We start from the raw sequence: 24434 nt of genomic DNA, 5'->3' as shown, positions 1-24434 counted from the left end.
CTTAGCGTGCCGAACTGGGGCCGGCGCCGCGGCCCTGGCCGCCGGGGCGACCGCCACCGGCGGGGCGACCACCGCCCTGGCCGCCGGGACGACCGCCGCCCTGGGGACGACCGCCGCCGCCACCCTGGCCGCCGCCACCCTGACCGCCACGGCTCGCGCCCGCATAGTTGCGGCCGGTGGTGCCGGTCGCGCGGGGCGCGTGGGTGGCGCGGGGACGCGCGGGATCGCGCGGACGGTCGATCCGGACTTCGGGATCGGCGCCCATCGTCTTGACGCGCGTCTGCTTGATCTGGTTCGACAGGTTGACGAAATCGTCCGGCAGCGGGCGGACCGTCACCTTCTGGCGGGTGATCCGCTCGATGTCGCGCAGGTATGCCTTCTCGTCATCTGCGCAGAACGCGACGGCGATGCCGCTGGCGCCCGCCCGTGCGGTACGGCCGATGCGGTGGACATATTGCTCGGCGACGTTGGGCAGCTCGAAGTTGATGACGTGGCTGACGCCCGAGACGTCGATGCCGCGTGCGGCGATGTCGGTCGCGATCAGGACCTTGACCTTGCCTTGCTTGAACTCGCCGAGTGCGCGCTCACGCTGGCCCTGGCTCTTGTTGCCGTGGATCGCGTTCGAGGCGATGCCGTTGCCCGCGAGCAGCTTCACGACGCGGTCGGCGCCATGCTTGGTGCGCGTGAAGACGAGCGCGCGGTCGATCGCGGGATCACCCAGCGTGATCGTCAGCAGTGCCTGCTTTTCCGACTGGTTGCAGAAGGTGACATACTGGTCGACGCGCTCCGCGGTGGTCGCGGCGGGCTTGACCGAGACGGTCTTCGGATCGAGCAGGAACTGCGAGGCGAGGTCGCGGATCGCGGTCGGCATCGTCGCCGAGAAGAACAGCGTCTGGCGCTTCTTCGGCAGCATGCGGACGATCTTCTTCAGCGCGTGGATGAAGCCCAGGTCCATCATCTGGTCGGCTTCGTCGAGCACGAGGATCTCGATCATCGACAGGTTGCAGAAGCCCTGCTCGATCAGGTCGATCAGGCGGCCCGGCGTTGCGACGAGGATGTCGACACCGCGGCTGAGGTCCTGGCGGTTCTTGTTGATGCTGGTGCCGCCGAACACGGTGGTCACCGACATCTTGCTGAACTGGCCGTAAGCGCGCGCGCTGTCGGCGATCTGGCTGGCGAGTTCGCGGGTCGGCGCGAGGACGAGCATGCGGCAATGCGTCGGCAGGACGCGCTTCTGCGTCTCGGTCAGGCGCTGAATCGAGGGGAGCACGAACGCGGCTGTCTTGCCGGTGCCGGTCTGCGCGATGCCGAGCAGATCGCCGCCCTCGAGCAGGATCGGGATCGACTGTGCCTGGATCGGCGTCGGCTCGGTATAGCCCTTGGCTTCGAGCGCGCGGACGAGGGGCTCGGCGAGGCCGAGGTTGGAAAAGGACATGAATAGTCTCTCAAATGTGCCGGGCTCGCGAATCCACAGGAGGACGCGCGAGGGGCGTGGTGTTTTGACACCCCGCGTGAAAAGGGAAGCCCGTTTGAAACGACCGAGGCGGAGCCTGGACCTTGTTCAGGTCCGATCACGCTGCATGACACCTCGATGGCGGTCAGATGCGCGCGACCGGCCGAAAAGTCAAGAGTGGCCGGGTTGGGGGCGTTGGCCCAGGGCGTCAGGGGCGCGTCTGGGTCAGGTGGAGATAGCGTTCGTTGAATTCGGCGGCGTCGCGCAGCGCGCACCAGTCGACGACGCCGATCTGCCGCTTGCGCCGCGTGATCAGCCCGTCGGTCTCGAGCGCGCGGAGCACGCGGTTGACGTGGACCGGGGTCAGGCCGAGCGCATCGCCCATCTGTTCCTGAGTCATCGGCAGTTCGTAGCTGCCGTCCGCGTCGCTGAGCGAGGAGGCGCGCAGCCGGGCGGAGAATTCGCAGAGCAGGTGCGCGAGCCGCATCTTGGCGTTGCGGCGGCCGACGTTGAGCAGCCATTCGCGGTGGATCGACGCCTCGACCAGCGCCTCGATCCACAAGGCGGTGGCGATCTTCGGCGAGACCGCGACGATCTCGCGCAGTGCGGGGATCGGGATCTCGGCGACGGTGATCCGGGTCAATGCCTGGACGTCGTGATCCGATTCCTCGAGGAACAGGTTCTGCAGATCGATGAAGTCGCCGGGCATCAGGATCGAGACGATCTCGCGCTCGCCATCGGGGGTGAGCTTCTGGCGATAGGCGAAGCCGTCGATCACGAACGCGCAGCGCAGCGGGCGTTGCCCCTCGCGCAGCATATAGGTCGACTGGTCGATCGTGCGCAGCTTGCACGGCAGCGCCGCGATCGCCACGCGATCCGCCGCGCTCAGCTCGACCCGGGTCGCGAGCTTGGCAATCAGATGATCGGTGACGACGATGGGGTAATCCACATGCAGGCTCCGCTCGGGCGGGAGCATATCGAACTCTCAGTCGCCGGGTTAAGCATAGCTTGCCCAGAGGCACCCTGCACTATCACAGGCGTTATAGCCTCGCTCAAACATAGGTTAGACGCACATTTCGGAAATTGTCGGTTATTGTAAGAAAATGTCGGGTGCCGCGCGCTGTACGGGTGGCGCGGAACCGATCGTCGCGCAGGGGCGTAGACGCCTTGCGAGAAACAGGGGCGAACACTGGGCGCGGCCGCCGCCGGTCGTCCCGGCCGTCGCGTCGAACGCACAGGATGTCGCTGATGCCGCGATACAGATTTCAGATCGCCCTGGGCGGCGAGGTGATCGAGGATCACGAGGGGATCGAGCTGGCGCATCGCGCGGCGGCGATCGAGCATGCGATCGTCGCGATGCGCGAGATGCTGGCGGAGGACATCCGCCAGGGCTGTGTCGACCTGACGATGCGGATCGAGATCATCGAGGGTTGCGGCGCGACGGTCCACGTCGCCGACTGTGCCGAGGCGATGGCGGCCGGGACGATGCCGGCCCGCCGCCGCGCGTGACGCGCGGCGGGCGGGCGGGCCGTCTGTCTTACCAGTGGCCGGTGTTGGGCATCGACGCCCAGGGCTCGGCGGGGTCGAGCCGGCCGTCCTGCAGCAGCTCGATCGAGATGTTGTCGGGGGTGCGGACGAACGCCATGTGGCCGTCGCGCGGCGGGCGGTTGATCGTCACCCCGGCATCCTGGAGCCGCTGGCAGGTCTCGTAGATATTGTCGACGCGGTAGGCGAGATGGCCGAAATTGCGGCCTTCGCCATACTCTTCCGGATCCCAGTTGTGCGTCAGCTCGACCTCGGCGCTCTCGTCGCCGGGCGCGGAGAGGAAGATCAGCGTGAAGCGACCCTGCTCGTTTTCGAGGCGGCGGGCCTCCTTCAGCCCGAGCAGCTCGAAGAACGCGATCGTCTTGGCCGGATCGGTGACCCGGATCATCGTGTGCAGATATTTCATGGACGGCCTTTTCGGGTTGGATCGCCGGTAGATAGGCGGCGCCCCGGCAGGGTTCCAGAGGGGCGGACGGGGTTGTGGGGCATTCACGGTGGAGCCTGTTGCCGCGTCACTATCCTCCGTCCGTTATCCCCGCGGAGGCGGGATCCAGAGGGGCGGGCGGGGGTGGCCGGGCCGTGAGGGTTGCCAGTCTGGGTTCCCGCCGCCGCGGGAATGACGGTGGCGCGGGTGCGGCTCTCCGGGCGGATCAGGGTTTGGCCGGGTCGAACTGGCGGAGCGCGGCGATGGCGTTGCGGGCGGTGGGGGTGTCGGGGGCGAGGCGCGCGGCTTCGGCCCAGGCGGCGCGGGCGCGGGTCTCGTCGCCGTCGCGCGCGGCGATGTTGCCCGCCTCGAGCTGGACCGAGGCGTCGTCGGGGGAGCGCTTGAGCGCCTCGGCGATGTCGCCGCGTGCACGGGGCAGATTGCCCATCCGCCGCGCGAGCGTCGCGGACAGGAGCCAGGCGAGCGGATCGTCGCCCGCGGTGGTCAGTGCGAGATCGATATCGGTGCGCGCGGAGGCGAGATCGTCCGCCGCGACGAGCGCGCGCGCATGGTCGAGCCGTGCCTCGCCGAGCTGGAGCCCGGTCAGCGTCCCCGCGGTGAGCGCCGAATCGAGCGCGACGCGCGCCTTGGTCGCGTCGCCCGCGGCGAGCCAGGCATTGCCGCCCTGCGCCCAATAGGTCGCGGCACGATCGTCGTGCGCGAGCTGTGCGTCGCGCGCCGCGCTCTCGAATTCGGCGGCGGCGGCGGCCCAGTTCTTTTCCGCGGCAAAGGCGAGCCCGCCACAGTCGCGCGCCGCGGCGCCGCCGCCCGCCATCCGCCAGCGGCCCGCCTCGGCACGCGCGGCGACCGGATCGGTGGCGATCGTCGCGATGCAGCGCTGGAGCCGCGTGGCATCGTCGGCGGGGCCGGCGGCGGCGGGCCTGGCGGCCGGTGCCGCGGTCGGCTTGGCGGCAGGCTTTGTGGCGGGGCTGGCGGCCTGGGACAGGAGCAGCGCGGGGGCGAGCAGCATCAGGATCATAGGCGGGCGATCACATCCTCGACCGCGCGGATGATCAGCGCGATGTCGGAATCGCGTGACAGGCGGTGATCGCCGTCCTTGACGAGCAGTGTCTGCACATCGGCTGAACGAAGCAGCTCGGCGAGCCGGGTGGTGCGTAGCCACGGCACGTCCTTGTCGCGCTGGCCCTGGATCAGGCGGACGGGGCAGCGGATCTCGATCCAGCCGAACATCAGCCGGTTCGCCTCGCCCGACGCCCAGAAGCCGCGGGTGTAGATGGTGGGTTCGGGCCCGTACTCGTTGGCGCGTTCGAGCCGGCCCGCGCTGAGCAGCGTCAGCTTTTCCTCAGGGGTGAAGCCCCAGTCGGTGAAGTCGGGTGCGGGGGCGATGCCGACGAGGGCTGCGACCAGATCGGGGCGGGCCTTCGCCACCAGCAGCATCAGCCAGCCGCCGAGCGACGAACCGACGAGCACCGCGGGACCGTCCGCCAAGGCCTCGAGCATCGCGATCACGTCGTCGCGCCAGTCGATAAGCGTCTGATCCTCGAACGCGCCCTCGCTGCGGCCGCAGCCGCCATAGTCGAAGCGGAGATAGGCGCGGCCCTGCGATTTCGCCCAGGCCTCGAGCGTGACCGCCTTGGTGCCCGTCATGTCCGAGCCATAGCCCGACAGGAAGACGATCGTCGGGCCGGTGCCGGTCGTGTGGTGATAGGCGAGGCGGGGGCGGTCCGGCGCGGGGGTGGTGGTGTCGGTCATGCGCGGGGCTTTAGCCAAAGCGGGCGGGTGGGGCTAGGTCAGGCGGCGAGTTCAGACGGGGGCGGAGGGGCTGGTGAAGATGTCCTCGATCGCGAGACCGAACAGCTCGGCGATGCGGAAGGCGAGCGGAAGCGAGGGGTCGTAGCGGCCGGTCTCGATCGCGTTGACGCTCTGGCGCGAGACGTCGAGGCGGTCGGCGAGGTCGCCCTGGCTCCAGTCGCGTTCGGCGCGCAGGACTTTCAGGCGGTTCTTCATGCTGTCCCTGCGCGCACCGCGGCGATGTTGAGGCACCCGCCGAGCATCAGGCCGGCAAACCAGAGCACACCCGCCGAATAGGCCGGGACATGGGGCGCGAGGCCGAAGCTTTCGAGAAAGCCCCAGATCGTCGTCGCGCAGAGCATGAAGACCGTGGCGATCAGCGTCTGGCGGACGTTCATCGTGCGGATATATTCGTCGGGCTCGTCGCGCAGATAGCGCCCCCAGGCGAGGAAGACGCCGAGCAGCGGAAGCGCGGGCAGCACCGCGAGGAGATAGGCGAGCGGGCCGGTCGGCGGATGGCTGCGGAACAGCGCCACCACGCCGAACAGCGTGCCCATGTACGCGAGGCTGAGACCGAGAACGGTGGCGTTGTAGCGGCGCAGCGCGGGGCTCTTGTGCATGGTCAAGCGTCCTTTCGAATTGGTAAAGGGAGCTTGTCATTAGAGGGCGTGGGAGTCAAGGTGGCTTTACAGCCGGGGCGGGGTTGAGGGGATGCGATCGCGACTGTCCGTTCTCCCACGTAGGCGGCAGTCCACGGTGGCAGGGCTCGGTGCTGCTTGGCTCTGGATCCTGACTTTCGTCAGGATGACGGGTGGGGGGAGGGCGGCGTTTCCCCACCGTCCGGATGGCGAGTGGGGGGGCGGCGCTTCCTCGCCGTCGGGATGTCCGGTGGGGAGGGCTGCACTTCACCGCCGTCATCCTGGGCTTGACCCAGGATCCAGGGTTGCGGGGCGCAGCGCTGCTGGCTCTGGGTCCTGACTTTCGTCAGGATGACGGGTGGGGGGAGGGCGGCGCTTACTGCCTTCGTCCTGGGCCCCCGCTTTTGCGGGGGGACGGGTCGGCTTGTGCCGGGGGTCAGATGATGAATTCTACCGTTTTCATCTGGGTCTGGTCGGCGGCGACGGCGCCGCGTTTGGCGACCATTTGGCGGTGGAGTTCGCGCACCGTGTCGCTGCCGCTGGTCTTGCACAAGGCGGGGACGACCGCGTGGACGAGGGCGCCGAGGCCGCCGGCGATCATCGTCACGCCGAACCGGCTGGCGACGCCGAAATGCTCGGCATAGCTTTCGCCGACGGTGGCGGGATGGTCGAGGAAGAGGCGGCGGAACATCGGCGGGTCTCCGGACGGGGGATCGGGCTTATCCTATCAGCCGGCGAGGGATTCGACCATGGTCGCCGCGAGCAGGCTGAGCGTGTCGTCACGCGCGCCCATCACGACGATGCGGTCGCCGGGGCGCGCCTCGGCGACGAGCAGCGCGGCGGCGTCGGCGCGGTCGGCGATGTGGCGGGCGTCGCGGCCCTCCGCGGCGATCCGGGCGACGATGTCGGCGCTCGTGACCTCGCGGGTGACGGTGCCGCCGTAATAAGCGGGGTCGGGGAGGACGAGCAGGTCTTCGGGGGCCAGCCTCGCGACGAAGGTGGCGACGAGTTCGCTGCCCATGACCTTCAAGGGACCATAGCCGTGCGGCTGGAAGAGGATCAGCAGGCGGCCGGGAAAGGCGTGGAGCGTATCGAGCGTCGCGGCGATCTTGTCGGGGTTGTGGCCGAAATCGTCGATCACCGCGACGCCGTTCGCTTCGCCGACGAAGTCGAAGCGGCGGCGCAGGCCGGTGAAGCTCGCGAGTGCCCTGACCGCGTCGGGCAGCGACACGTCGGCGGCCATTGCCGCGCCGATCGCGGCGAGCGCGTTCGCGACGTTGTGGCGGCCGGGGACCGCGAGCTTCACGCGCGTGCGAGCGCCGCGCGAGACGAGGTCGAAGGCTATCGCGAAGGGTTCGGGGGTGAGATTCTCGGCGCGGAGATCGGCGGAGGCGTCGATCGCGAAGGTGGTGACCTGGCCGCGAGGGAGGCGCGACGCGAGGGCTGCGGCGTCGGGGTCGTTGGCGTTGACGACCGCGGTTTCCGCCTTGGCGATGAAGGCGCCGAAGAGCGCGCGAAGTTCCTCGAGCGACTTGTGGTCGAGGCTGACATTGTTGAGCACGGCGATCCTGGGCGCGTAATGCGCGATCGAGCCGTCGCTTTCGTCGACCTCGCTGACGAAGGTGTCGCCGGCTCCGACCAGCGCGCTGGCGAAGGGGGCGTCGGGGCGCACGAAGTTCTTCATCACCGCGCCGTTCATCACGGTGGGGTCGCGGCCGGTGGTGTGGAGGATCCAGCCGATCATGCCGGTGACGGTCGACTTGCCGCTGGTGCCCGCCACGCCGATCGGCAGGCGGCTGTCGTTGAACAAGGAGGCGAGCAACTCGGCGCGGGTGGCGCGCGGGCAGCCGAGCGCGGCGGCGGCGATCATGTCGGGGACGGTCGGCTCGATCGCGGCGGAGGCGACGACGTGCTGGTCCGCGGAGACGATGCCGCTGCCGTCCTGCGGGAACAGCGCGACACCCTTGGCGGCGAGATCGTCGAACTTGGCGGGGACGCGGCCCTGGTCGAGATTGCGGTCCGATCCCGCGACGGTCGCGCCGCGGCCCGCGAGGATCATCGCGAGCGGCATCATGCCCGACCCGCCGATGCCGATGAAGAAATAGGCGGGCTGGTCGGCGGCGGTCTGGTCGGAGGGGTTGGTGATATCCATGTGCTCGCGCTATCGGCGGTTGCGTAACGGGGCAAGACAGGACGAACCATGCGCATCGGTGTTCTCGCCGCGTCGAGCCGGACCAATCCTTCGGCGATCCCCGTGGTCACCGCCTATGCGGCGCGCGCGTTTCCCGAGGTCGAGCTGGTGTTCCATCCGCAGTGCACCGCGACCGACGGGCATTTCGCTGGGTCGGACTTCGCGCGGGCGGCGGCGTTTCTGGAATATGCCAATGATCCGGCGTTCGACGCGATCTGGTTCCTGCGCGGGGGCTATGGCGCGAACCGGATCCTGCAGATAGTGATGCCCGAGCTGGGGCGCGCGGCGCGGCACAAGACGTATCTGGGCTATTCGGATGTCGGGTTCCTGCTGGGGGCGCTGTACGCGCGGCGGATCGGGCGCGTGGCGCACGGGCCGATGGTGAGCGACATCAACCGGCATGACGGCGAGGCGACGGTGGCGCGGTCGCTCGGGTGGATGGCGCGGGGGGATCGCAGCGGACTCGAGCCGGGGCTCGGGGGGCAGCCTTCGGCGGCGTTCAATTTGTCGATCCTGACGTCGCTGATCGGGACGCCGTGGCTGCCCGACCTGACCGACCACGTGCTGATCGTCGAGGAGGTGTCGGAGCCGATGTATGCGATCGACCGGATGCTGTTCAAGGTGGCCAATGCGACCCAGCTGAAGGGGATTGCGGGGTTGCGGCTGGGGGCGGTGACCGCGGTGCAGGCGAACGAGCCGGCCTGGGGGGAGACGCTGGATTACATGATGGTGCGCTGGGCGCGGGATATGGGGGTGCCGTATCTGGGGCGGGCCGAGGTGGGGCACACGCAGGCGAACCATGTGGTGCCGTTTGGGGTGGGGTGAGGGGGCAGATTGCTTCCACCCCGGCGGAGGCCGGGGTCCAGTTGGTGAGGTCGGCGTAACTGAGCGCGGTCTTTTGTCGGCGACGTTTCCCAACTGGGCCCCGGCCTTCGCCGGGGTGGCGTTTGGGGAAGGGGCGCGGGGGTATTGCGGTGTGCTGGGGTTGCGGCGCGCGCGCTGCTTGGCTCTGGGTCCTGGCTTTCGTCAGGATGACGGGGGTGGTTCCCCGGCGGAGGCCGGGGTCCAGGTGGTGAGGTCGGCGTAACTGGGCGCTGTCCGTCATCAGCGGCGTTTCCCAACTGGGCCCCGGCCTTCGCCGGGGTGGGGTTTGGGGGTGGGCGCGGGTTATTGCGGCTTGCTGGGGTCGCGGCGCGCGCTGCTTGGCTCTGGGTCCTGACTTTCGTCAGGATGACGGGGGTGGGTTCCCCGGCGGAGGCCGGGGTCCAGGTGGTGAGGTCGGCGTAACTGGGCGCTGTCCTTCATCAGCGGCGTTTCCCAACTGGGCCCCGGCCTTCGCCGGGGAACATGGGGGCGGTTCGTGGGGTGTCGGTGCGTGGCGGGTTGCCTATATCGGCTGGGCGACGGCATAAGCGCCGCTCTTCCATCACGAGAAAGTTCCTCATGTCTGCCATGTTCCGCATTACGCTTCCCGACGGTTCCGTCCGCGAGGTTGCGCCCGGGACTACGCCCGCGGACGTCGCCGCGGCGATCGGGCCCGGCCTCGCCAAGGCGGCGCTGGCGGCGCGGATCGATGGGCAGGTGCGGGATCTCGGGCGGCCGTTCGAGGGTGATACGCAGCTGGCGCTCGTCACCGCGCGCGACGAGGCGGATGCGCTCGAGCTGGTGCGGCATGACCTGGCGCATGTGATGGCGGAGGCCGTGCAGCACCTGTTTCCGGGCACGCAGATCACGTTCGGGCCGGCGACCGATGACGGCTTCTATTACGACTTCGCGCCGAAGGACCGGCCGTTCACCGACGAGGACCTGCCCGCGATCGAGGCGGAGATGCGCGCGATCATCGCGCGGAACGAGCCGTTCCTGCGCGAGGTCTGGTCGCGTCAGCAGCTGATCGACCGGTGGACCGAGCAGGGCGAGACGTTCAAGGCCGAATGGGCCGCCGAGCTGCCCGAGGGCGAGGAACTGACGATCTATCGCCAGGGCGAATGGCTCGACATGTGCCGGGGGCCGCACATGGTCTCGACCGGCAAGCTCGATCCCGCGGCGTTCAAGCTGACGCGCGTGAGCGGTGCCTATTGGCGCGGCGACCAGAAGAACGCGATGCTCAGCCGGATCTACGGCACCGGCTGGCTCAACAAGAAGCAGCTCGACCAGCACCTGTTCCGGCTGGAGGAAGCCGCCAAGCGCGATCACCGCAAGATCGGGCAGGAGATGGACCTGTTCCACCTCCAGTCCGAGGCGCAGGGGTCGGTGTTCTGGCATCCCAACGGCTTCGTGCTGTGGCGCCAGCTCGAGGCGTATATGCGCCGGCGGCTCGATGCGGCGGACTATGCCGAGGTGAAGACGCCGCAGCTGATGGACGCCAAGCAGTGGGAGCAGTCGGGGCACTGGGGCAAGTATCGCGAGAACATGTTCGTGGTGCCCGACGAGATCCCCAATGTGGAAGACGAGGGCGCGGTCCTGTCGGGCGAGGGCGACCTGATGGCGCTCAAGCCGATGAACTGCCCGGCGCACGTGCTGATCTTCAAGCAGGGGATCAAGTCGTACCGCGACCTGCCGATCCGGATGGCGGAGTTCGGCTGCTGCCACCGCAACGAGCCGCATGGCGCGCTGCACGGCATCATGCGCGTCCGCCAGTTCACGCAGGACGACGCGCATATCTTCGTCCGCGAGGACCAGCTGGTCGAGGAGGTGCGCAAGTTCTGCGAGCTGCTCGACAGCGTGTACAAGCATCTGGGCTTCGAGGATTATGCGGTGAAGCTCGCGCTGCGGCCCGAGAAGCGGTTCGGCGACGATGCGATGTGGGACAAGGCGGAGGCCGAGCTGCGCGAGGCGGTGATGCAGTCGACGCTGTCCGACACGATCAAGGCGAATTTCGAGGAGCTGCCGGGCGAGGGGGCGTTCTATGCGCCGAAGCTCGAATTCCACCTGACCGATGCGATCGGGCGGACGTGGCAGGTCGGCACGATCCAGTCGGACCGCGTGCTGCCCGAGCGACTCGACGCGTCGTACGTGGGTGCGGATGGTGAGCGGCACCGGCCGGTGATGCTCCACCGCGCGATTCTCGGCACGTTCGAGCGGTTCATCGGCATATTGATCGAGCATCATGCCGGGCGCTTCCCGCTGTGGCTGGCGCCGGTGCAGGTGGTGGTCGCGACGATCGTGTCGGATGCGGACGACTATGCGCACAGTGTGGTGGCTGCGCTGCGCAAGGCGGGGATCCGGGTCGAGACCGACCTGCGCAACGAGAAGATCAACTACAAGGTGCGCGAGCACAGCCTGGCCAAGGTGCCGGTGCTGTTCGTGGTCGGCAAGCGCGAGGCGGACGAGGCGACGGTCGCGATTCGCCGGCTGGGCAGCCAGGGGCAGGAGATGCTGTCGCTCGACGAGGCGGTGGCACGCCTTGCGATCGAGGCGCGCGCTCCCGATATGTGATGGACGAGGCCGGCTTTCCGCGCAGAGCTTTCTGCGCTATAAGCCGGCCCAAATACTTCGTCAGAAACAACAGGAGCAACCCCCATACGTCCTCCCACGATGCGCCGGCCCATGCAGACGCCCGCGATGAACGGCCCGCGATTCAACGAATTCATCCAGAGCCAGAAGGTCCGCGTGATCGATCACGAGGGCGAGAATCTGGGCGTGATGTACACGCGCGAAGCGATCGAGCAGGCGGCCGAGCATGGTCTGGACCTGGTTGAGGTCTCGCCCAACGCCGATCCGCCCGTCGCCAAGTTCCTCGATGTCGGCAAGTTCAAGTACGAGGCGCAGAAGAAGGCGAACCTCGCACGCAAGTCGCAGAAGACGCAGGAGATCAAGGAGATCAAGATGCGTCCGAACATCGACGACCATGATTACGACACGAAGATGAAGAAGGTGAACGACTTCATCGGCGAGGGCGACAAGGTCAAGATCACGCTGCGCTTCCGTGGCCGCGAGCTGAGCCATGGCCAGCTGGGCATGAACCTGTTGAAGCGCGTGCAGGACGACGTCGCGGAGATCGCCAAGATCGAGGCGTATCCGCGCATGGAAGGCCGTCAGATGCTGATGGTGCTCGCGCCCAAGTAACGGCGTGACGACGCGGCCTGCGATGCGGGACGCGATACGACGATAGTGACCGGCCCATCGCCCCCTGTCCGGGGCGGTGGGCCGTTTGCGTTGGGGTGCAGGTCACCATGACCCATTCCGTAGCGTCAACCGCCGCGGTCGAACCGCCCGTGCGCGATGCATCGATTTCGGGGCTATCACGCGGTGTTATTGCTCGGTGTTGCGGAAGTGCGACACAGCGACCGGAAAGTTACTTCCGCATACGGAAATCGGTGGACGCTGCATGAAAATTCCAATTACCTCCTGACCAAACCGGAAATTCGAAATAATTCGAAGCCGCCAGGAGAGATGCCCATGCGCATGACCGCATATCTGTTGTCTGCCGCCGCGACGATCGCGATCGCGGCGCCGGCCTTCGCACAGGATGTCCCGACGACGCAGCCCGAGGCGCAGACCGTACCCTCAAATACATCGGGTACCGCCGCCGCGTCGGTCGATGCGCAGCAGCAGCCGGTTGCCGAGAACGCGAATCCCCAGCCGATCAATGCGGGCGACATCGTCATCACCGCGACGCGCCGCTCCGAGCGGCTGTCGAACGTGCCGATTGCGGTGTCCGCGGTGGGGCAGGCGGCGCTGCAGAATTCGGGCGCGACCGACATCCGCCAGATGACGCAGCTCGCGCCGTCGCTGCTGATCTCGTCGACGGGGTCGGAGGCGAACGCCTCGGCGCGTATCCGCGGCATCGGCACGGTCGGCGACAATCCCGGCCTCGAAAGCTCGGTCGCGGTGTTCATCGACGGCGTCTATCGCAGCCGCACGGGGTCGGGTCTGAACGATCTGGGCGAAGTCGACCGGATCGAGGTGCTGCGCGGACCGCAGGGGACGCTGGCCGGGCGCAACGCATCGGCGGGCACGATCAACATCCTGACCAAGCTGCCCTCCTACCAGTTCGGCGGTTACGGCGACGCGACCTATGGCAATTACAACAATATCCGCATCGCGGGCGGGCTGACCGGGCCGATCATCAAGGACAAGCTGGCGTTCCGGCTCGACGGCGTGTTCGGCAAGCGCGACGGCTATTATTATGACGTCATCAACCAGACCGATTATAACGACCGCAACCGCTATTTCGTGCGCGGGCAGCTGCTGTTCGAGCCGAGCAGCGACGTGTCGGTGCGGCTGATCGGCGATTACACGCGGCGTGACGAAAAGTGCTGCGGCGCGGTCTATATCGACACGCGCGAGAAGACCGATCCGACGCCGGGCGTCGCGGGCGACTTCGCGATCAACCCCGCGGGCAACCGCATCCAGCAGGTCATGCAGAGCATGGGCGCGGTGTTCCCGAGCCAGGGCGACCCGTATAACCGCCGCATCGCCAACACGCTGGGCCGCGCCTATTCGAACATCACCAAGGATTATGGCGGTTCGGGCCAGATCGACGCAAACCTCGGCTTTGCGCAGCTGACCTCGATCACCGCGTACCGCGAGTACAAGTCGGGCGGCGCGGCGGACATCGATTACGGCAATCTCGACATCGGCTACCGCGCGGACGACGGCAACAGCTATCGCCAGTTCCACACCTTCAGCCAGGAAGTCCGGCTGAACGGGTCGCTGTTCGACGACAAGCTCGACTGGCTGGTCGGCGGCTATTATTCGAAGGAAGACCTGGTCGTTGCGGACAATCTAAAGTTCGGGACGCAATATGGCGCGTTCGCCGCGTGCCGGATCGTCGCGACGGTCAACCCGGCGGCGGCGCTGCGCAATCCGGCCAATCCGGGCTGCCTCAGCGCGACGGGACGTGCGGTCCTGTCGGGACAGGTTCCGGGCACGCAGCCCGCCTTCGGCGCGCTGACCGGTACCATCCTGAGCGGCATCGACCGGCTGAGCACGCTCAACAATCTGGGCGATCAGCGGTCGACCTATTATCAGGACAGCGAGAATTACGCGTTCTTCACGCACAACATCTTCAAGGTCACCGACAAGCTGTCGATCACCGGCGGGCTTCGCTACACGCATGAGGCCAAGGACTTCCACGCCGATTTCAACAACAACAACACCGTCTGCCCCGCGCAGCAGGCGGCGCTGAGCCCGCTGCTGGCGAGCGCGGCGGTGCCCGCCAGCCTGAAGACGCTGGTCGGCGGGATCGTCACGCTGACCTGCACGGGCAATTCGACCTCGGCGCTGAACGGGCTCGACCTGAACGACGGGTTCAAGGAAGGCGAGTTCAGCGGCACGGGGATCGTGTCGTACAAGCCGCGCACCGACACGCTGCTCTATGCGTCCTATTCGCGCGGCTACAAGGCGGGCGGCTACAATCTCGACCGGTCGGACCTGACCGCGAACGTCTTCGCGTCGCCGACCAATGCCAGCGCGAGCCGGCTGCGGTTCGATCCCGAGACGGTCAATTCCTATGAGCTGGGGCTGAAGTTCACCTCCGCGCAGTTCACCTTCAACGTCGCGGGCTTCCGCCAGGAGTTCAAGAACTTCCAGCTGAACACGTTCAACGGCACCAACTTCATCGTCCAGAACATCAGCTCGTGCGACACCAGCCTGAACGGCGCGGATCGCGATGCGAGCGCGGCGACGGGCGCGTGCACCGGCGACGTGAAATACGGCGTGCGGTCGCAGGGCGTCGAGCTCGAGGCGGGGCTGTTCCCGGTCCGCGACGTCGCGGTGTCGCTCGGCTACACCTATGTCGACACGACCTTCAAGAACAACCTGGTCGGGTCGGAGACGGGCGAGGCCCTCGACCCCGCGCTGTTCCTGCTGTCGGGCAACACGCTGTCGAACGCGCCCAAGCACACGGTCACCGCGTCGGGGACGTGGACGCCCGAGCTGGGGTCGTCGGGGATCACCGGGCTGTTCTACATCGATGGCCGCATGACCAGCGACTATAACACCGGGTCGGACCTGTTCACCGAGAAGACGCAGGACGGCTTCTTCCTGATGAACGCGCGGATCGGCATCCGCGGGCCGGCGCAGAAATGGGCGGTCGAACTGTGGGCGCAGAACCTGCTCGACACCGATTACCAGCAGGTCGGCTTCAACGCGCCGTTCCAGGGTGCGGGCAATCTCGACCAGGTGAAGGCGTTCGGCGGGGTGGGGAACCAGATCTTCACCTCGTACCTCGCCGAGCCGCGGACCTATGGGCTGACGGTGCGCACGCGGTTCTGATTGCGTTTGGAGGGTAGGGGAGGCCGGTCCGTTCGCGGGCCGGCCTTTCCTGTTTGTGGGGGGGCTCGCCCCTTCCGTCATCCCGGGCTTGACCCGGGACCCAGGGTTACGGACGCGGTCGTTCGTGGCTCTGGGTCCTGACTTTCGTCAGGATGACGAAAAGAAAAGGGGGAGGACGAAAAGGGGGATGACGATTAGTCAGGCGGCGAGGTCTAGTTCCTTGCCGGCGGCCGCCGCGAGCAGGCGGCGTTCGAGCGTCTTCAGCCGGGCGGGGGCGGTGATGCGGTCGCCGGTGAGGTCGGTGATGTAGAAGGTGTCGACCGCGCGTTCGCCATAGGTGGCGACGTGCGCGGAGTGGATCGTCACCTTCGACTGGAAGAGCGCCTGGGCGAGCCGGTTGAGCAGGGCGGGGCCGTCGCGGGCGTTGACCTCGACCACGGTAAAGCGGTTCGAGGCGCGGTTGTCGATCATCGCGTTGGGGACGATGTCGAACGCCTCGGCGCGCGCGCGCGGGAGCGGCTTGGCGACGAGGCGGTCGGCGAGCTTGCCGCGGTTGGCGAGCGCATCCTCGATCGCGGTCTTCAGCCGGGCGAGCTGTTCGCTGCCGTCGAACGGGCGGCCGAACGGATCCTGGACGAGGAAATTGTCGACCGCCATGCCGTCGCGCGTGGTGTGGATCCGCGCGTCGATGATGTTGCCGCCTGCGACATGGATCGCGCCGGCGATGCGGTAGAAGAGCCCGGGATGATCCGCGGCGTAGATCGTCACGAGCGTGGCGCCGCGGCCGGGATAGACATGCGCGTCGATCGCGAGCTGCGCGTCGCCGGTGCCGGCGAGGAAGCGGGCATTGTGGACGAGGACGTCCTCGGGCTCGGCGATCCAATAGGCCTCGGGCATGCGGCGGACGAACGCGGCGAATTCGGCGTCGCTCCAGCCGAGATCGGCGTGGAGCGTCTCGTGCTTGGCGGCGATGCGTTCGGCGCGGCCCTTCTGCTTGTGGCCGAGGCGGAGCACCTCCTCGGCGGATTCGTAGAGGTCGCCGAGCAATTGCCGCTTCCAGCCGTTCCAGACGCCCGGGCCGACCGCGCGGATATCGACGATGGTGAGGACGAGCAGAAGGCGCAGCCGCTCGGGGCTCTGCACCACGTCGCAGAAATCGAGGATCGTCTTGAAGTCCGACAGGTCGCGCTTGAACGCGGTCGCGGACATCAGCAGATGCCAGCGGACGAGCCAGGCGACGGTCTCGGTCTCCGCCGGCGACAGGCCGAAGCGCGGGCAGAGGCGCTGGGCGACCTCCGCGCCGAGGATCGAATGATCGCCGCCGCGACCCTTGGCGATGTCGTGGAGCAGCACGGCGACATAGAGGACGCGGCGCGAGACGATCTGGCGGAAGATCGCGCTGGCGAGCGGATGGTCGTCCTTCAAAGCGCCATTCTCGATCCGTGCGAGCAGACCGAGCGCGCGGATCGTGTGTTCGTCGACGGTGTAGTGGTGGTACATGTCGAACTGCATCTGCGCGACGACGCGGCCGAAATCGGGCACGAACCGGCCGAACACGCCGGTCTCGTTCATCCAGCGCAGGACGAGTTCGGGATCGCGCGGCGAGCTGAGCACATCGAGGAACAGCGCGTTCGCGGTCGGATCGTCGCGGATGTCGTCGACCAGCTTCACGTCGCGGGCGGCCGCGCGCATCGCGAGCGGGTGGATTTCGAGCGTATTGCGGTCAGCGAGCTGGAAGATCTCGATCAGCCGGACCGGACTTGCACGGAAGAAATCGTCGTCGGGCAGCGCCAGCCGGCCGCGGTCGAGGACGAAGCCGTTGAGGCGGCGCGGGCTGCGGCGGATCGTCGGCAGCCCGAAGCGGCGGCCGCGCGCGGCGAACTTCTCGTCGAGATGCGCGAGGAAGACACCGGTCAGGTCGCCGACGGTCTTCGCCTGGAGAAAGTAGAAATGCATGAAGCGCTCGACCTTCGGCTTGCCCGGGCGGTCGGAGAAGCGCATCCGGTCGGCGATCTCGCGCTGGACGTCGAAGGTCAGCCGGTCCTCGGCGCGACCGGTGATGCTGTGGAGGTGGCAGCGCACCGCCTGGAAGAAATTGTCGGCGCGGTGGAAGAGGCGATATTCGGCCTTGGTGAACAGCCCGACATCGACGAGCTGTGCCGCGCGCTGGACGTCGTAGATGTACTTGCCGATCCAGAAGAGCGCGTGGAGATCGCGCAGGCCGCCCTTGCCCTCCTTGACGTTGGGTTCGACGACATAGCGCGTGTCGCCCATCTTGCGGTGGCGCAGGTCGCGCTCGACGAGCTTGTCGGCGATGAACGCGCGCGCGGTATCCGCCTGGACCTCGACCTTGAAGCGGCGCGAGGCCTCTTCGTAGAGATCCATGTCGCCGGTGACGTAGCGCGCCTCGAGCAAAGCGGTGCGGACGGTGATGTCGGCCTTCGCCTGGCGGATCATCTCGTCGAGCGAGCGGCTGGACTGGCCGAGCTTCAGGCCGAGATCCCAGAGCGTGTAGAGCATCGATTCGATGATGCGTTCGACCCGCGCGGTCTGCTTGCCCGGCGTGAGGAAGCCGATATCGACATCCGAATGCGGCGCCATCTCGCCGCGCCCATAGCCGCCGACCGCGATCAGCGTGAGCCGGTCGTCGGGGGTGGGGGCGGGCGCGGGGTGCAGCCGGGTGGTGGTGAAGTCGAACAGCAGGCGGAGCAGCTGGTCGATCAGATAGGCCTGCGCGCTCGACACCTCGAGCCCGCGGCTGGGATGTTCGGCGAGCCGCTTGGCGACCTCGACCCGGCCCGCGTCGAGCGCGGCCTTGAGCAGGATCGTCGCCTGGCGGCCGAGCGCGACCGGATCGGTCTCGTCCAGCGCGGCGATGGTGTCGGCGACCGCGCGGCGATCGACGATCGCGCGGCGGTTGGGCAGGTGATCGAAGCGGCCGGTCATGCGGGACCAGATAGGGCGCGCGGCGCCATTCGTCATCTTGATTGCGGGAATCCTTCCCGAACCCTAGGTCTTCGCGCGGGTTTGGCGAAAGGAAGACGATGAGCGAAGCGTTGCGCGTGGGACTGGCGGGCCTGGGAACCGTGGGGGGCGGCGTCATCCGGCTGCTCGACGCGAACCGCGAGCTGATCGCCAGACGGGCCGGGCGCGCGATCGAGGTCGTCGCGGTGTCGGCACGCGACCGCTACAAGGATCGCGGCGTCGATCTGACGCGGTTCGCCTGGGTCGACGATACGACCGCGCTGGCGCAGCAGGCGGACGTCGACGTCGTCGTCGAGCTGATCGGCGGATCGGACGGTCCCGCGCTGACGCTCGCGCGCTCGACGCTGGGTGCGGGCAAGTCGTTCGTCACCGCGAACAAGGCGATGCTCGCGCATCACGGCTATGAGCTGGCGACCGCGGCGGAGGCGGCGCGCGTCGCGCTGAAGTTCGAGGCGGCGGTCGCGGGCGGGATCCCGGTGATCAAGGGGCTGCGCGAGGGCGCGGCGGCGAACGCGATCGGGCGGGTCTACGGCATCCTCAACGGGACGTGCAATTTCATCCTGAGCAAGATGGAGGCGGAGGGGCGCGATTTCGCCGAAATCCTCGCCGAGGCGCAGGCCCTGGGCTTTGCCGAGGCGGATCCGAGCTTCGACATCGACGGGGTGGATGCGGCGCACAAGCTGTCGATCCTCGCCTCGATCGCGTTCGGGACGCGGCCGGCGTTCGACACGGTGGCGGCGAGCGGCATCCGGCATTTGCTGGGCGCGGACATCGCCGAGGCGGCGGCGCTGGGCTACCGCGTGCGGCTGCTCGGGCTGGCGGAGGACGGGCCCGACGGGCTGTTCCAGCGCGTGCATGCGCATCTGGTGCCGGTCGACCATCCGCTCGCGCATGTGACGGGGTCGCTCAATGCCGTGGTAGCGGAGGGCAATTTCGTCGGGCGGCTGCTGTTCCAGGGTGCGGGCGCGGGCGACGGGCCGACCGCGAGCGCGGTGGTCGCGGACCTGATCGACATTGCGCGCGGCGAGTACGGGCCCCCCTATGCGATGCCGGCGGCGTCGCTGGTCGCGGCGGCGACCGCGGACAGCGGCGAGCGGCGCGGGCGCGCCTATCTGCGCTTCACGGTCGCGGACCGGGTCGGCGTGCTGGCGGAGATCGCCGCGGCGATGCGCGACGCGGGCGTCTCGATCGAGAGCCTGATCCAGCGCGGCGCGATGGCGGACGGCAGCGTGCTCGTCGCGATCGTGACGCATGAGGGGCCGGAACGCTCTGTGGCGCAGGCGCTGGAGAAATTGCGGGGGTCGCAGAGTCTGGTTGGGCAGCCGTTGTGGATGCATATTCTGGGGTGATTTTGGGGGTGGGGTGATGGCCACCCCCTTCGTCATCCCGGGCTTGACCCGGGACCCAGGGTGGCGGGGCGCTGCGCTGTTTGGCTCTGGGTCCTGGCTTTCGTCAGGATGACGGGGTGGGTTACGGCCGCGCGGGGGCCGGGGGTGCGGGGTCGGACAGGTCGATGGCGATGCGGCCGGTCTTGTCGGGTTTTTTGGCGAAGGCGCTTCTGGCGAGGGCGACGGCGCCGGCGATGAGCGGGGCGATCGGCGGGCCGAAGCCGGACTGGCAGCCGCTCTGGGTCGCGGCGCAGGGCGTTCCCTCGAGCGACAGCGCGCGGATCGCGGTCATGTTCGGGTTGGCGGCGACGGGGCGGTCGGGCGGGCCCCAGTCGGGGAGCGGGAGGCGCGGGCCCGATTGGGTGCCGGGCGCGCAGACGGTAATCGTCTTGTCGCCCTCCTTCACCACCGGGCAGTCGGGGGGATTGAGGATCGACCAGCTCTTCTCGGTCGGGGCCGACGAGGTTGATGTGGCGGCAGGCTGGGCGGCCGGTGTGGCGCCGGCCTGTGCGAGCGCGAGCAGGGTGACGAGAATCATCGGCGGCGCCTTAACGGTTTGCGGTGATCACTGGCATCGGCGGAGCATGGACCCGATCGGGGCGTCTTGCCACTGTCCAGATGGCGGGGGGCTGATGGCGGGGGCGTGATGGCGCGGGGGTCAGGGTGCGGGTTTGCGGAGGCCGCCGGCGGTGACGCCCGCCGCGCCGACGCCGACCGACACGCCGGCCATGCCGCCGCCGACCTGGAACGGGCCCATGTCCTGGACCGGGGTGCGCGCGTTGAGCAGCCGGACGCGTTCCGCGGCGAGGCTTTCGTGGCGCGGATCGCCGGGATCGTGCTCGACGAACGGCACGCGGAACCGATCCGCCTGGCGAAGGCCGCAGACGGTGATGTCGGTCGAAGCGGGATCGACGACGCAGCGGGGTTCGGCGGCGAGTCGCTCGCTGGCCTTGGCGAGCAGCGGGTCCTGAGCAAGAGCCAGAAGCAAGGCGAACATGACCTGTCCCCGATACGCGATGGGCCGATACGAAGCTCGTCGCGAGGGTGACGCACGCGCAGGCGAGCCGCAAGCGTCAGTCGGTCGGATCCCGATCTATCCTGGCGACGCCGAGCCGGGGGATCTCGATCGCGGGGCAGCGGTCCATGACGACCTGAAGCCCGGCGGCTTCGGCGCGTGCGGCGGCAGCCTCGTTGATCACGCCGAGCTGCATCCACACCGCTTTCGCGCCGATCGCGATCGCCTGGTCGACGGCCTCGCCCGCGGCGGCGGAGTTGCGGAAGATGTCGACGATGTCGATTTCGTCGCCGAGCTGGGCGAGTTCGCGGAAGACGAATTCGCCGTGGACGTGCTCGCCGGTGATCTGCGCGTTGACCGGAATGACGCGGTAACCGTGCGCCTGCATCCGCGCCATCACGCCGTAGGAGGGACGGTCGGGGCGGTCGGAGGCGCCGACCAGCGCGATCGTGCGCGCGTTCTCGAGCAGCGTTCTGATATCGGCGTCGGCGGTAAGAGGCATCGCGGCGTCCTCTTTGGGGGAGCACCCGTCCGGGTCTGTACATAGACCGGTCGGGTGGCTGGAATCCTGGTCCGCTCGTGCCGTAGCTCTACGCGCCAGGCACGACCGGTAACAGCACAACGGTGCGGGCTCCAAAACGTTTCACATTTTTCCAATCCATGCGACGACCTGAGCGGCGAGGGCGGCGAAGATCACGTCGTCGGGCTCGGCCGCGGGGGGCGTTCCCGCGTCGGAGGCGGTGCGGATCGACAGCGTCAGCGGCACGCGGCCGAGGAACGCGATGCCGAGCTCATGCGCCGCCGCCTCGGCGCCGCCGTTGCCGAACGGATCCGAACTTTCGCCGCAATGCGGGCAGACATAGCCCGCCATGTTCTCGACCAGCCCGATGATCGGGATGCCCGCCTTTTCGAACAGGTCGATCGCGCGGCGGGCGTCGATCAGCGCGAGATCCTGCGGGGTCGAGACGATGATCGCGCCGGCGGGACGGTATTTCTGGACCATCGTCAGCTGGACGTCGCCGGTGCCGGGGGGAAGGTCGAGCACCAGCGTGTCGGTCGCGCCCCAGTCCGCCTCGACCAGCTGGCCGAGCGCGCCCGCCGCCATCGGTCCGCGCCAGGCGAGCGCGCGGCCGGGATCGACGAGCTGGCCCATCGACAGGAGGGGGACGCCGTAGGGGGTGGGGACCGGGTCGAGCACCTTGTCCTTGGCGGTCGGGCGGGTGCCCTCGACCCCCATCAGTCGCGGCTGCGACGGGCCGTAGATGTCCGCGTCGACGAGCCCGACGCGGCGCCCCGCCCTGGACAGCGCGATGGCGAGGTTGGCGGACAGCGTCGACTTGCCGACCCCGCCCTTGCCGCTGGCGACCGCGATCAGCCGGCGGGTGGTGCGTTCGGCGGTCATGACCACGCGCACCTCGCCGACGCCCGGCGCGGTCGCGGCCATCTTCACCGTCGCCTCGAGCGCGTCGCGCGCCTTGGGGTCGAGGCCGGTCGCATCGACCACCACGCCGAGCCGCGTTCCCTCGAGTCGCACCGTGGCGCGCGTGCCCGCCACTGCGGCAATCGCCGCCTTTACCGCTTCAATGTCGATCATCGCCGCCAGATAGGCCCGTGGCGGGCGCTTGGCACTGTTTTTCCGCGATGGCACACCTATAAAGGTTGGATGACGATCTTTACGCGCTGGCTCCGGCGTCCCCCCATTCTCGCCGTCGAAACGCCAAAGGGCCCCTGGGGCGGCTCGGGTGACGACAATGCCGGCGAGGGCGGCGGCCCCCGCAATCCCTGGGCGCTGCCCCCCGGCGGTCGCAAGCCGACGGGCAAGCCGAGCGCGCTCGACGAATTCCTGAAAAAGGCGCGGGTCTCGGGCGGCGGTGGCGGCGGCGGCAGCAGCGGCGGCGGGTTCGGCGGCCTGCCGACGGGCGCCAATGCGCGCGCGCTGTGGGCGATTGCGGTCGCGGTGATCGTGGTCCTGTGGCTGCTGTTCACCTCGTTCCACCAGATCGGGCCGCAGCAGCGCGGCGTGGTCACCTATTTCGGCAAATATGCCGGCACGCTCGACCCCGGCATCCGCCTGACCCCGCCCGCGCCGATCGCGAGCGTCGAGGTGGTCGACGTGCAGAATATCCGCACCGACAATTTCCCCGTCGGCGATGGCGAGAACCTGACGCTGACCGGCGACCAGAACATCATCGATCTCGCCTATTCGGTGCGCTGGGACATCGCCGATCCGCGCGATTACGTGTTCCAGCTCGCCGAGCCGAACACCACGGTGCGCGCCGCGGCCGAGAGCGCGATGCGCGCGGTGGTCGCGACGACGACGCTGGAACAGGCGATCGGCACGGGCCGCACGGTGATCGAGCAGCGCGTCGCCGAGCTGACCCAGCAGATCCTCAACGACTATAAGTCGGGCGTCCGCATCCAGGGCGTCGCGATCAAGCAGGCCGCCGCGCCCGCGCAGATCGTCGAGGACTTCAACGCGGTGACCGCGGCGCAGCAGGAAGCGATCGCCAACCTCAACCAGTCGCGCTCGTACGCGCAGCAGGTCGTGGCGCGCGCGCAGGGCGAGGCCGCATCGTTCGACAAGGTCTATGAGCAATATCGCCTCGCCCCCGAGGTGACGCGTCGACGGATGTATTACGAGACCATGGAAGCGGTATTGGCCAAGAGCGACAAGACGATCGTCGAGACCCCGGGCGGCGTCGTGCCCTATCTGCCGTTGCGCAACGGCAAGCGGCTCGCCGATCCGGAGGTCGCGCCGCGCGCCGCCCAGCCGGCGACGCCCGTGCCGGCTGCGGCCGCCGCCGCCGCCCAGCCGGGAGCCGCCCAGTGAACGGCCTGACCTGGCGTAACCCGCTGATCGCGGGCGCGATCGCGCTGGTGCTCGTGATCCTTGCCGCGGCGAGCTTTGCGATCGTGCCGGAAACCCAGCAGGCGGTGATCCTGCGGTTCGGCCAGCCGATCCGGACGGTCAACGCCTATGCGCCCGGCCAGCCCTTCGGCCAGACCGGGGCGGGGCTGATCGCGCGCGTGCCGTTCATCGACCGCATCGTGTGGATCGACAAGCGCGTGCAGGACATCGAGCTGGACAACACGCTGGTGCTGTCGACCGACCAGCTGCGGCTCGAGGTCGATGCGTATGCGCGCTACCGCGTCGTCGACCCGCGCAAGATGCGCAACGCGGTCGGCAGCGAGGAACGCATCCCCGACCAGCTGCGTCCGATCCTGGGGTCGGCGCTGCGCAACGAGCTGGGCAAGCGGCGCTTCGTCGAACTGCTCAGCCCCGAGCGGTCCGAGCTGATGGACAATATCCAGACCGGGCTGCAGCGCGTCGCGAGCCAGTATGGCGTCGAGATCGTCGACGTGCGGATCAAGCAGGCGAACCTGCCCGTCGGCCTGCCGCTCGAGAGTGCGCTCAAGCGCATGTCCAGCGCACGCCAGCAGGAGGCGATCACGATCCGCGCCGAGGGCCAGAAGCAGGCGCAGATCGTCCGCGCGCAGGCGGATGCCGATTCGGCGAAGATCTATGCCGAGAGCTTTGGCAAGGATGCCGACTTCTACGACTTCTACCGGGCTATGCAGTCCTACCGGCACACGTTCGGGGCAGATGGCGGTCCGGCACCGGAAGGATCGACGTCGATAATTCTTTCGCCGAACAACAGCTATCTGCGGGAATTCGAGGGCCGCGGGCGTTAAAGCCCGTGAGCTTGCTCTGAACACCCGTTCATATTCAAGCGTCGTTCAGCCGTAATCGGCGATGAAACCCCG

The 24434-nt window shown here is 68.3% G+C and carries 22 protein-coding genes; 8 read left to right on the top strand and 14 right to left on the bottom strand.

Going from position 1 to position 24434, the window contains the following annotated elements; all coding sequences use genetic code 11:
* Nucleotide 1: 1 nt before the first annotated feature.
* Together J3A66_RS08185 and J3A66_RS08180 are read right to left on the bottom strand one after the other, a co-directional pair.
* Nucleotides 2-1435, bottom strand: a complete 1434-nt coding sequence (locus tag J3A66_RS08185; protein ID WP_056679374.1) for a DEAD/DEAH box helicase — start codon at nt 1433-1435, stop codon at nt 2-4.
* 226 nt (nt 1436-1661) lie between these two features.
* The gene (locus tag J3A66_RS08180) at nt 1662-2402 is read right to left on the bottom strand and encodes a Crp/Fnr family transcriptional regulator (protein WP_235516509.1); all 741 of its coding nucleotides are present in this window, start codon (nt 2400-2402) and stop codon (nt 1662-1664) included.
* Between the two features lie 299 nt (nt 2403-2701).
* Between J3A66_RS08180 and J3A66_RS08175 the strand changes: the two genes are divergently transcribed.
* Nucleotides 2702-2962 carry a hypothetical protein gene (locus J3A66_RS08175; RefSeq protein WP_209568182.1) on the top strand — a complete coding sequence of 87 codons (261 nt, stop codon included), beginning with the start codon at nt 2702-2704 and terminating at the stop codon, nt 2960-2962.
* 28 nt (nt 2963-2990) lie between these two features.
* Here J3A66_RS08175 and J3A66_RS08170 read toward each other — a convergent pair whose 3' ends face one another.
* The 7 genes from J3A66_RS08170 to J3A66_RS08140 form a co-directional block, all read right to left on the bottom strand.
* Nucleotides 2991-3404 (bottom strand): VOC family protein, encoded by a 414-nt coding sequence (locus J3A66_RS08170; RefSeq protein ID WP_037531709.1) that lies wholly within the window; start codon nt 3402-3404, stop codon nt 2991-2993.
* Nucleotides 3405-3648: 244 nt separating this feature from the next.
* The gene (locus J3A66_RS08165; protein WP_107045619.1) at nt 3649-4461 is read right to left on the bottom strand and encodes a tetratricopeptide repeat protein; all 813 of its coding nucleotides are present in this window, start codon (nt 4459-4461) and stop codon (nt 3649-3651) included.
* Nucleotides 4458-5195, bottom strand: a complete 738-nt coding sequence (locus tag J3A66_RS08160; RefSeq protein WP_209568180.1) for an alpha/beta hydrolase — start codon at nt 5193-5195, stop codon at nt 4458-4460. Before J3A66_RS08160 ends, J3A66_RS08165 begins: the two co-directional genes overlap by 4 nt.
* A 51-nt stretch (nt 5196-5246) precedes the next feature.
* Nucleotides 5247-5450: a helix-turn-helix transcriptional regulator gene (locus tag J3A66_RS08155; protein WP_056409051.1), complete on the bottom strand. Its 204-nt coding sequence runs from the start codon at nt 5448-5450 to the stop codon at nt 5247-5249.
* Nucleotides 5447-5854, bottom strand: coding sequence for a hypothetical protein (locus J3A66_RS08150; protein WP_209568178.1), 408 nt, complete (start codon nt 5852-5854; stop codon nt 5447-5449). Before J3A66_RS08150 ends, J3A66_RS08155 begins: the two co-directional genes overlap by 4 nt.
* Before the next feature lie 454 nt (nt 5855-6308).
* Nucleotides 6309-6563 (bottom strand): DUF6356 family protein, encoded by a 255-nt coding sequence (locus tag J3A66_RS08145; RefSeq protein WP_031395112.1) that lies wholly within the window; start codon nt 6561-6563, stop codon nt 6309-6311.
* Nucleotides 6564-6599: 36 nt separating this feature from the next.
* Nucleotides 6600-8024 (bottom strand): Mur ligase family protein, encoded by a 1425-nt coding sequence (locus J3A66_RS08140; protein ID WP_209568176.1) that lies wholly within the window; start codon nt 8022-8024, stop codon nt 6600-6602.
* Between the two features lie 48 nt (nt 8025-8072).
* Between J3A66_RS08140 and J3A66_RS08135 the strand changes: the two genes are divergently transcribed.
* From J3A66_RS08135 to J3A66_RS08120, 4 genes are all read left to right on the top strand, one after another.
* The gene (locus J3A66_RS08135) at nt 8073-8888 is read left to right on the top strand and encodes an LD-carboxypeptidase (RefSeq protein ID WP_209568174.1); all 816 of its coding nucleotides are present in this window, start codon (nt 8073-8075) and stop codon (nt 8886-8888) included.
* A gap of 618 nt (nt 8889-9506) precedes the next feature.
* Entirely contained in the window at nt 9507-11498 is a 1992-nt protein-coding gene (gene thrS, locus J3A66_RS08130) for a threonine--tRNA ligase (RefSeq protein ID WP_031396175.1), read from the top strand.
* 99 nt (nt 11499-11597) lie between these two features.
* Entirely contained in the window at nt 11598-12128 is a 531-nt protein-coding gene (gene infC, locus J3A66_RS08125) for a translation initiation factor IF-3 (RefSeq protein WP_031396176.1), read from the top strand.
* 333 nt (nt 12129-12461) lie between these two features.
* Complete coding sequence (locus J3A66_RS08120) at nt 12462-15281, top strand: TonB-dependent receptor (RefSeq protein ID WP_209568172.1); 2820 nt, start codon at nt 12462-12464, stop codon at nt 15279-15281.
* A 198-nt stretch (nt 15282-15479) separates the two neighbouring features.
* On the opposite strand, the gene J3A66_RS08115 is transcribed toward J3A66_RS08120, so the two are convergent.
* Nucleotides 15480-18227, bottom strand: a complete 2748-nt coding sequence (locus tag J3A66_RS08115) for a [protein-PII] uridylyltransferase (protein ID WP_209568170.1) — start codon at nt 18225-18227, stop codon at nt 15480-15482.
* Between the two features lie 98 nt (nt 18228-18325).
* Here J3A66_RS08115 and J3A66_RS08110 point away from each other — a divergent pair, with 98 nt between their 5' ends.
* Entirely contained in the window at nt 18326-19615 is a 1290-nt protein-coding gene (locus J3A66_RS08110; protein WP_031440279.1) for a homoserine dehydrogenase, read from the top strand.
* 121 nt (nt 19616-19736) lie between these two features.
* On the opposite strand, the gene J3A66_RS08105 is transcribed toward J3A66_RS08110, so the two are convergent.
* From J3A66_RS08105 to J3A66_RS08090, 4 genes are all read right to left on the bottom strand, one after another.
* The gene (locus tag J3A66_RS08105) at nt 19737-20192 is read right to left on the bottom strand and encodes a hypothetical protein (protein ID WP_245336730.1); all 456 of its coding nucleotides are present in this window, start codon (nt 20190-20192) and stop codon (nt 19737-19739) included.
* A gap of 120 nt (nt 20193-20312) precedes the next feature.
* Complete coding sequence (locus J3A66_RS08100; RefSeq protein ID WP_107931843.1) at nt 20313-20651, bottom strand: hypothetical protein; 339 nt, start codon at nt 20649-20651, stop codon at nt 20313-20315.
* A gap of 76 nt (nt 20652-20727) precedes the next feature.
* Nucleotides 20728-21171, bottom strand: a complete 444-nt coding sequence (locus J3A66_RS08095; protein WP_209568168.1) for a CoA-binding protein — start codon at nt 21169-21171, stop codon at nt 20728-20730.
* 141 nt (nt 21172-21312) lie between these two features.
* A complete protein-coding gene (locus J3A66_RS08090; RefSeq protein WP_209568166.1) occupies nt 21313-22263 on the bottom strand; it encodes an Mrp/NBP35 family ATP-binding protein in 951 nt (316 codons plus the stop codon).
* A gap of 69 nt (nt 22264-22332) precedes the next feature.
* Between J3A66_RS08090 and J3A66_RS08085 the strand changes: the two genes are divergently transcribed.
* Nucleotides 22333-23499: a protease modulator HflK gene (locus J3A66_RS08085; RefSeq protein ID WP_209568164.1), complete on the top strand. Its 1167-nt coding sequence runs from the start codon at nt 22333-22335 to the stop codon at nt 23497-23499.
* Entirely contained in the window at nt 23496-24362 is an 867-nt protein-coding gene (locus tag J3A66_RS08080; protein WP_031395778.1) for a protease modulator HflC, read from the top strand. The genes J3A66_RS08085 and J3A66_RS08080 overlap by 4 nt, the downstream gene beginning before the upstream one ends.
* The last annotated feature ends 72 nt before the right edge of the window (nt 24363-24434 follow it).

Source organism: Sphingomonas sp. PvP018 (assembly GCF_017876865.1).
GTDB classification, from domain to species: domain Bacteria; phylum Pseudomonadota; class Alphaproteobacteria; order Sphingomonadales; family Sphingomonadaceae; genus Sphingomonas; species Sphingomonas aerolata.
Note: the sequence above shows the minus strand (reverse complement) of the source record. Positions and strands in the feature narration are given on the sequence as shown.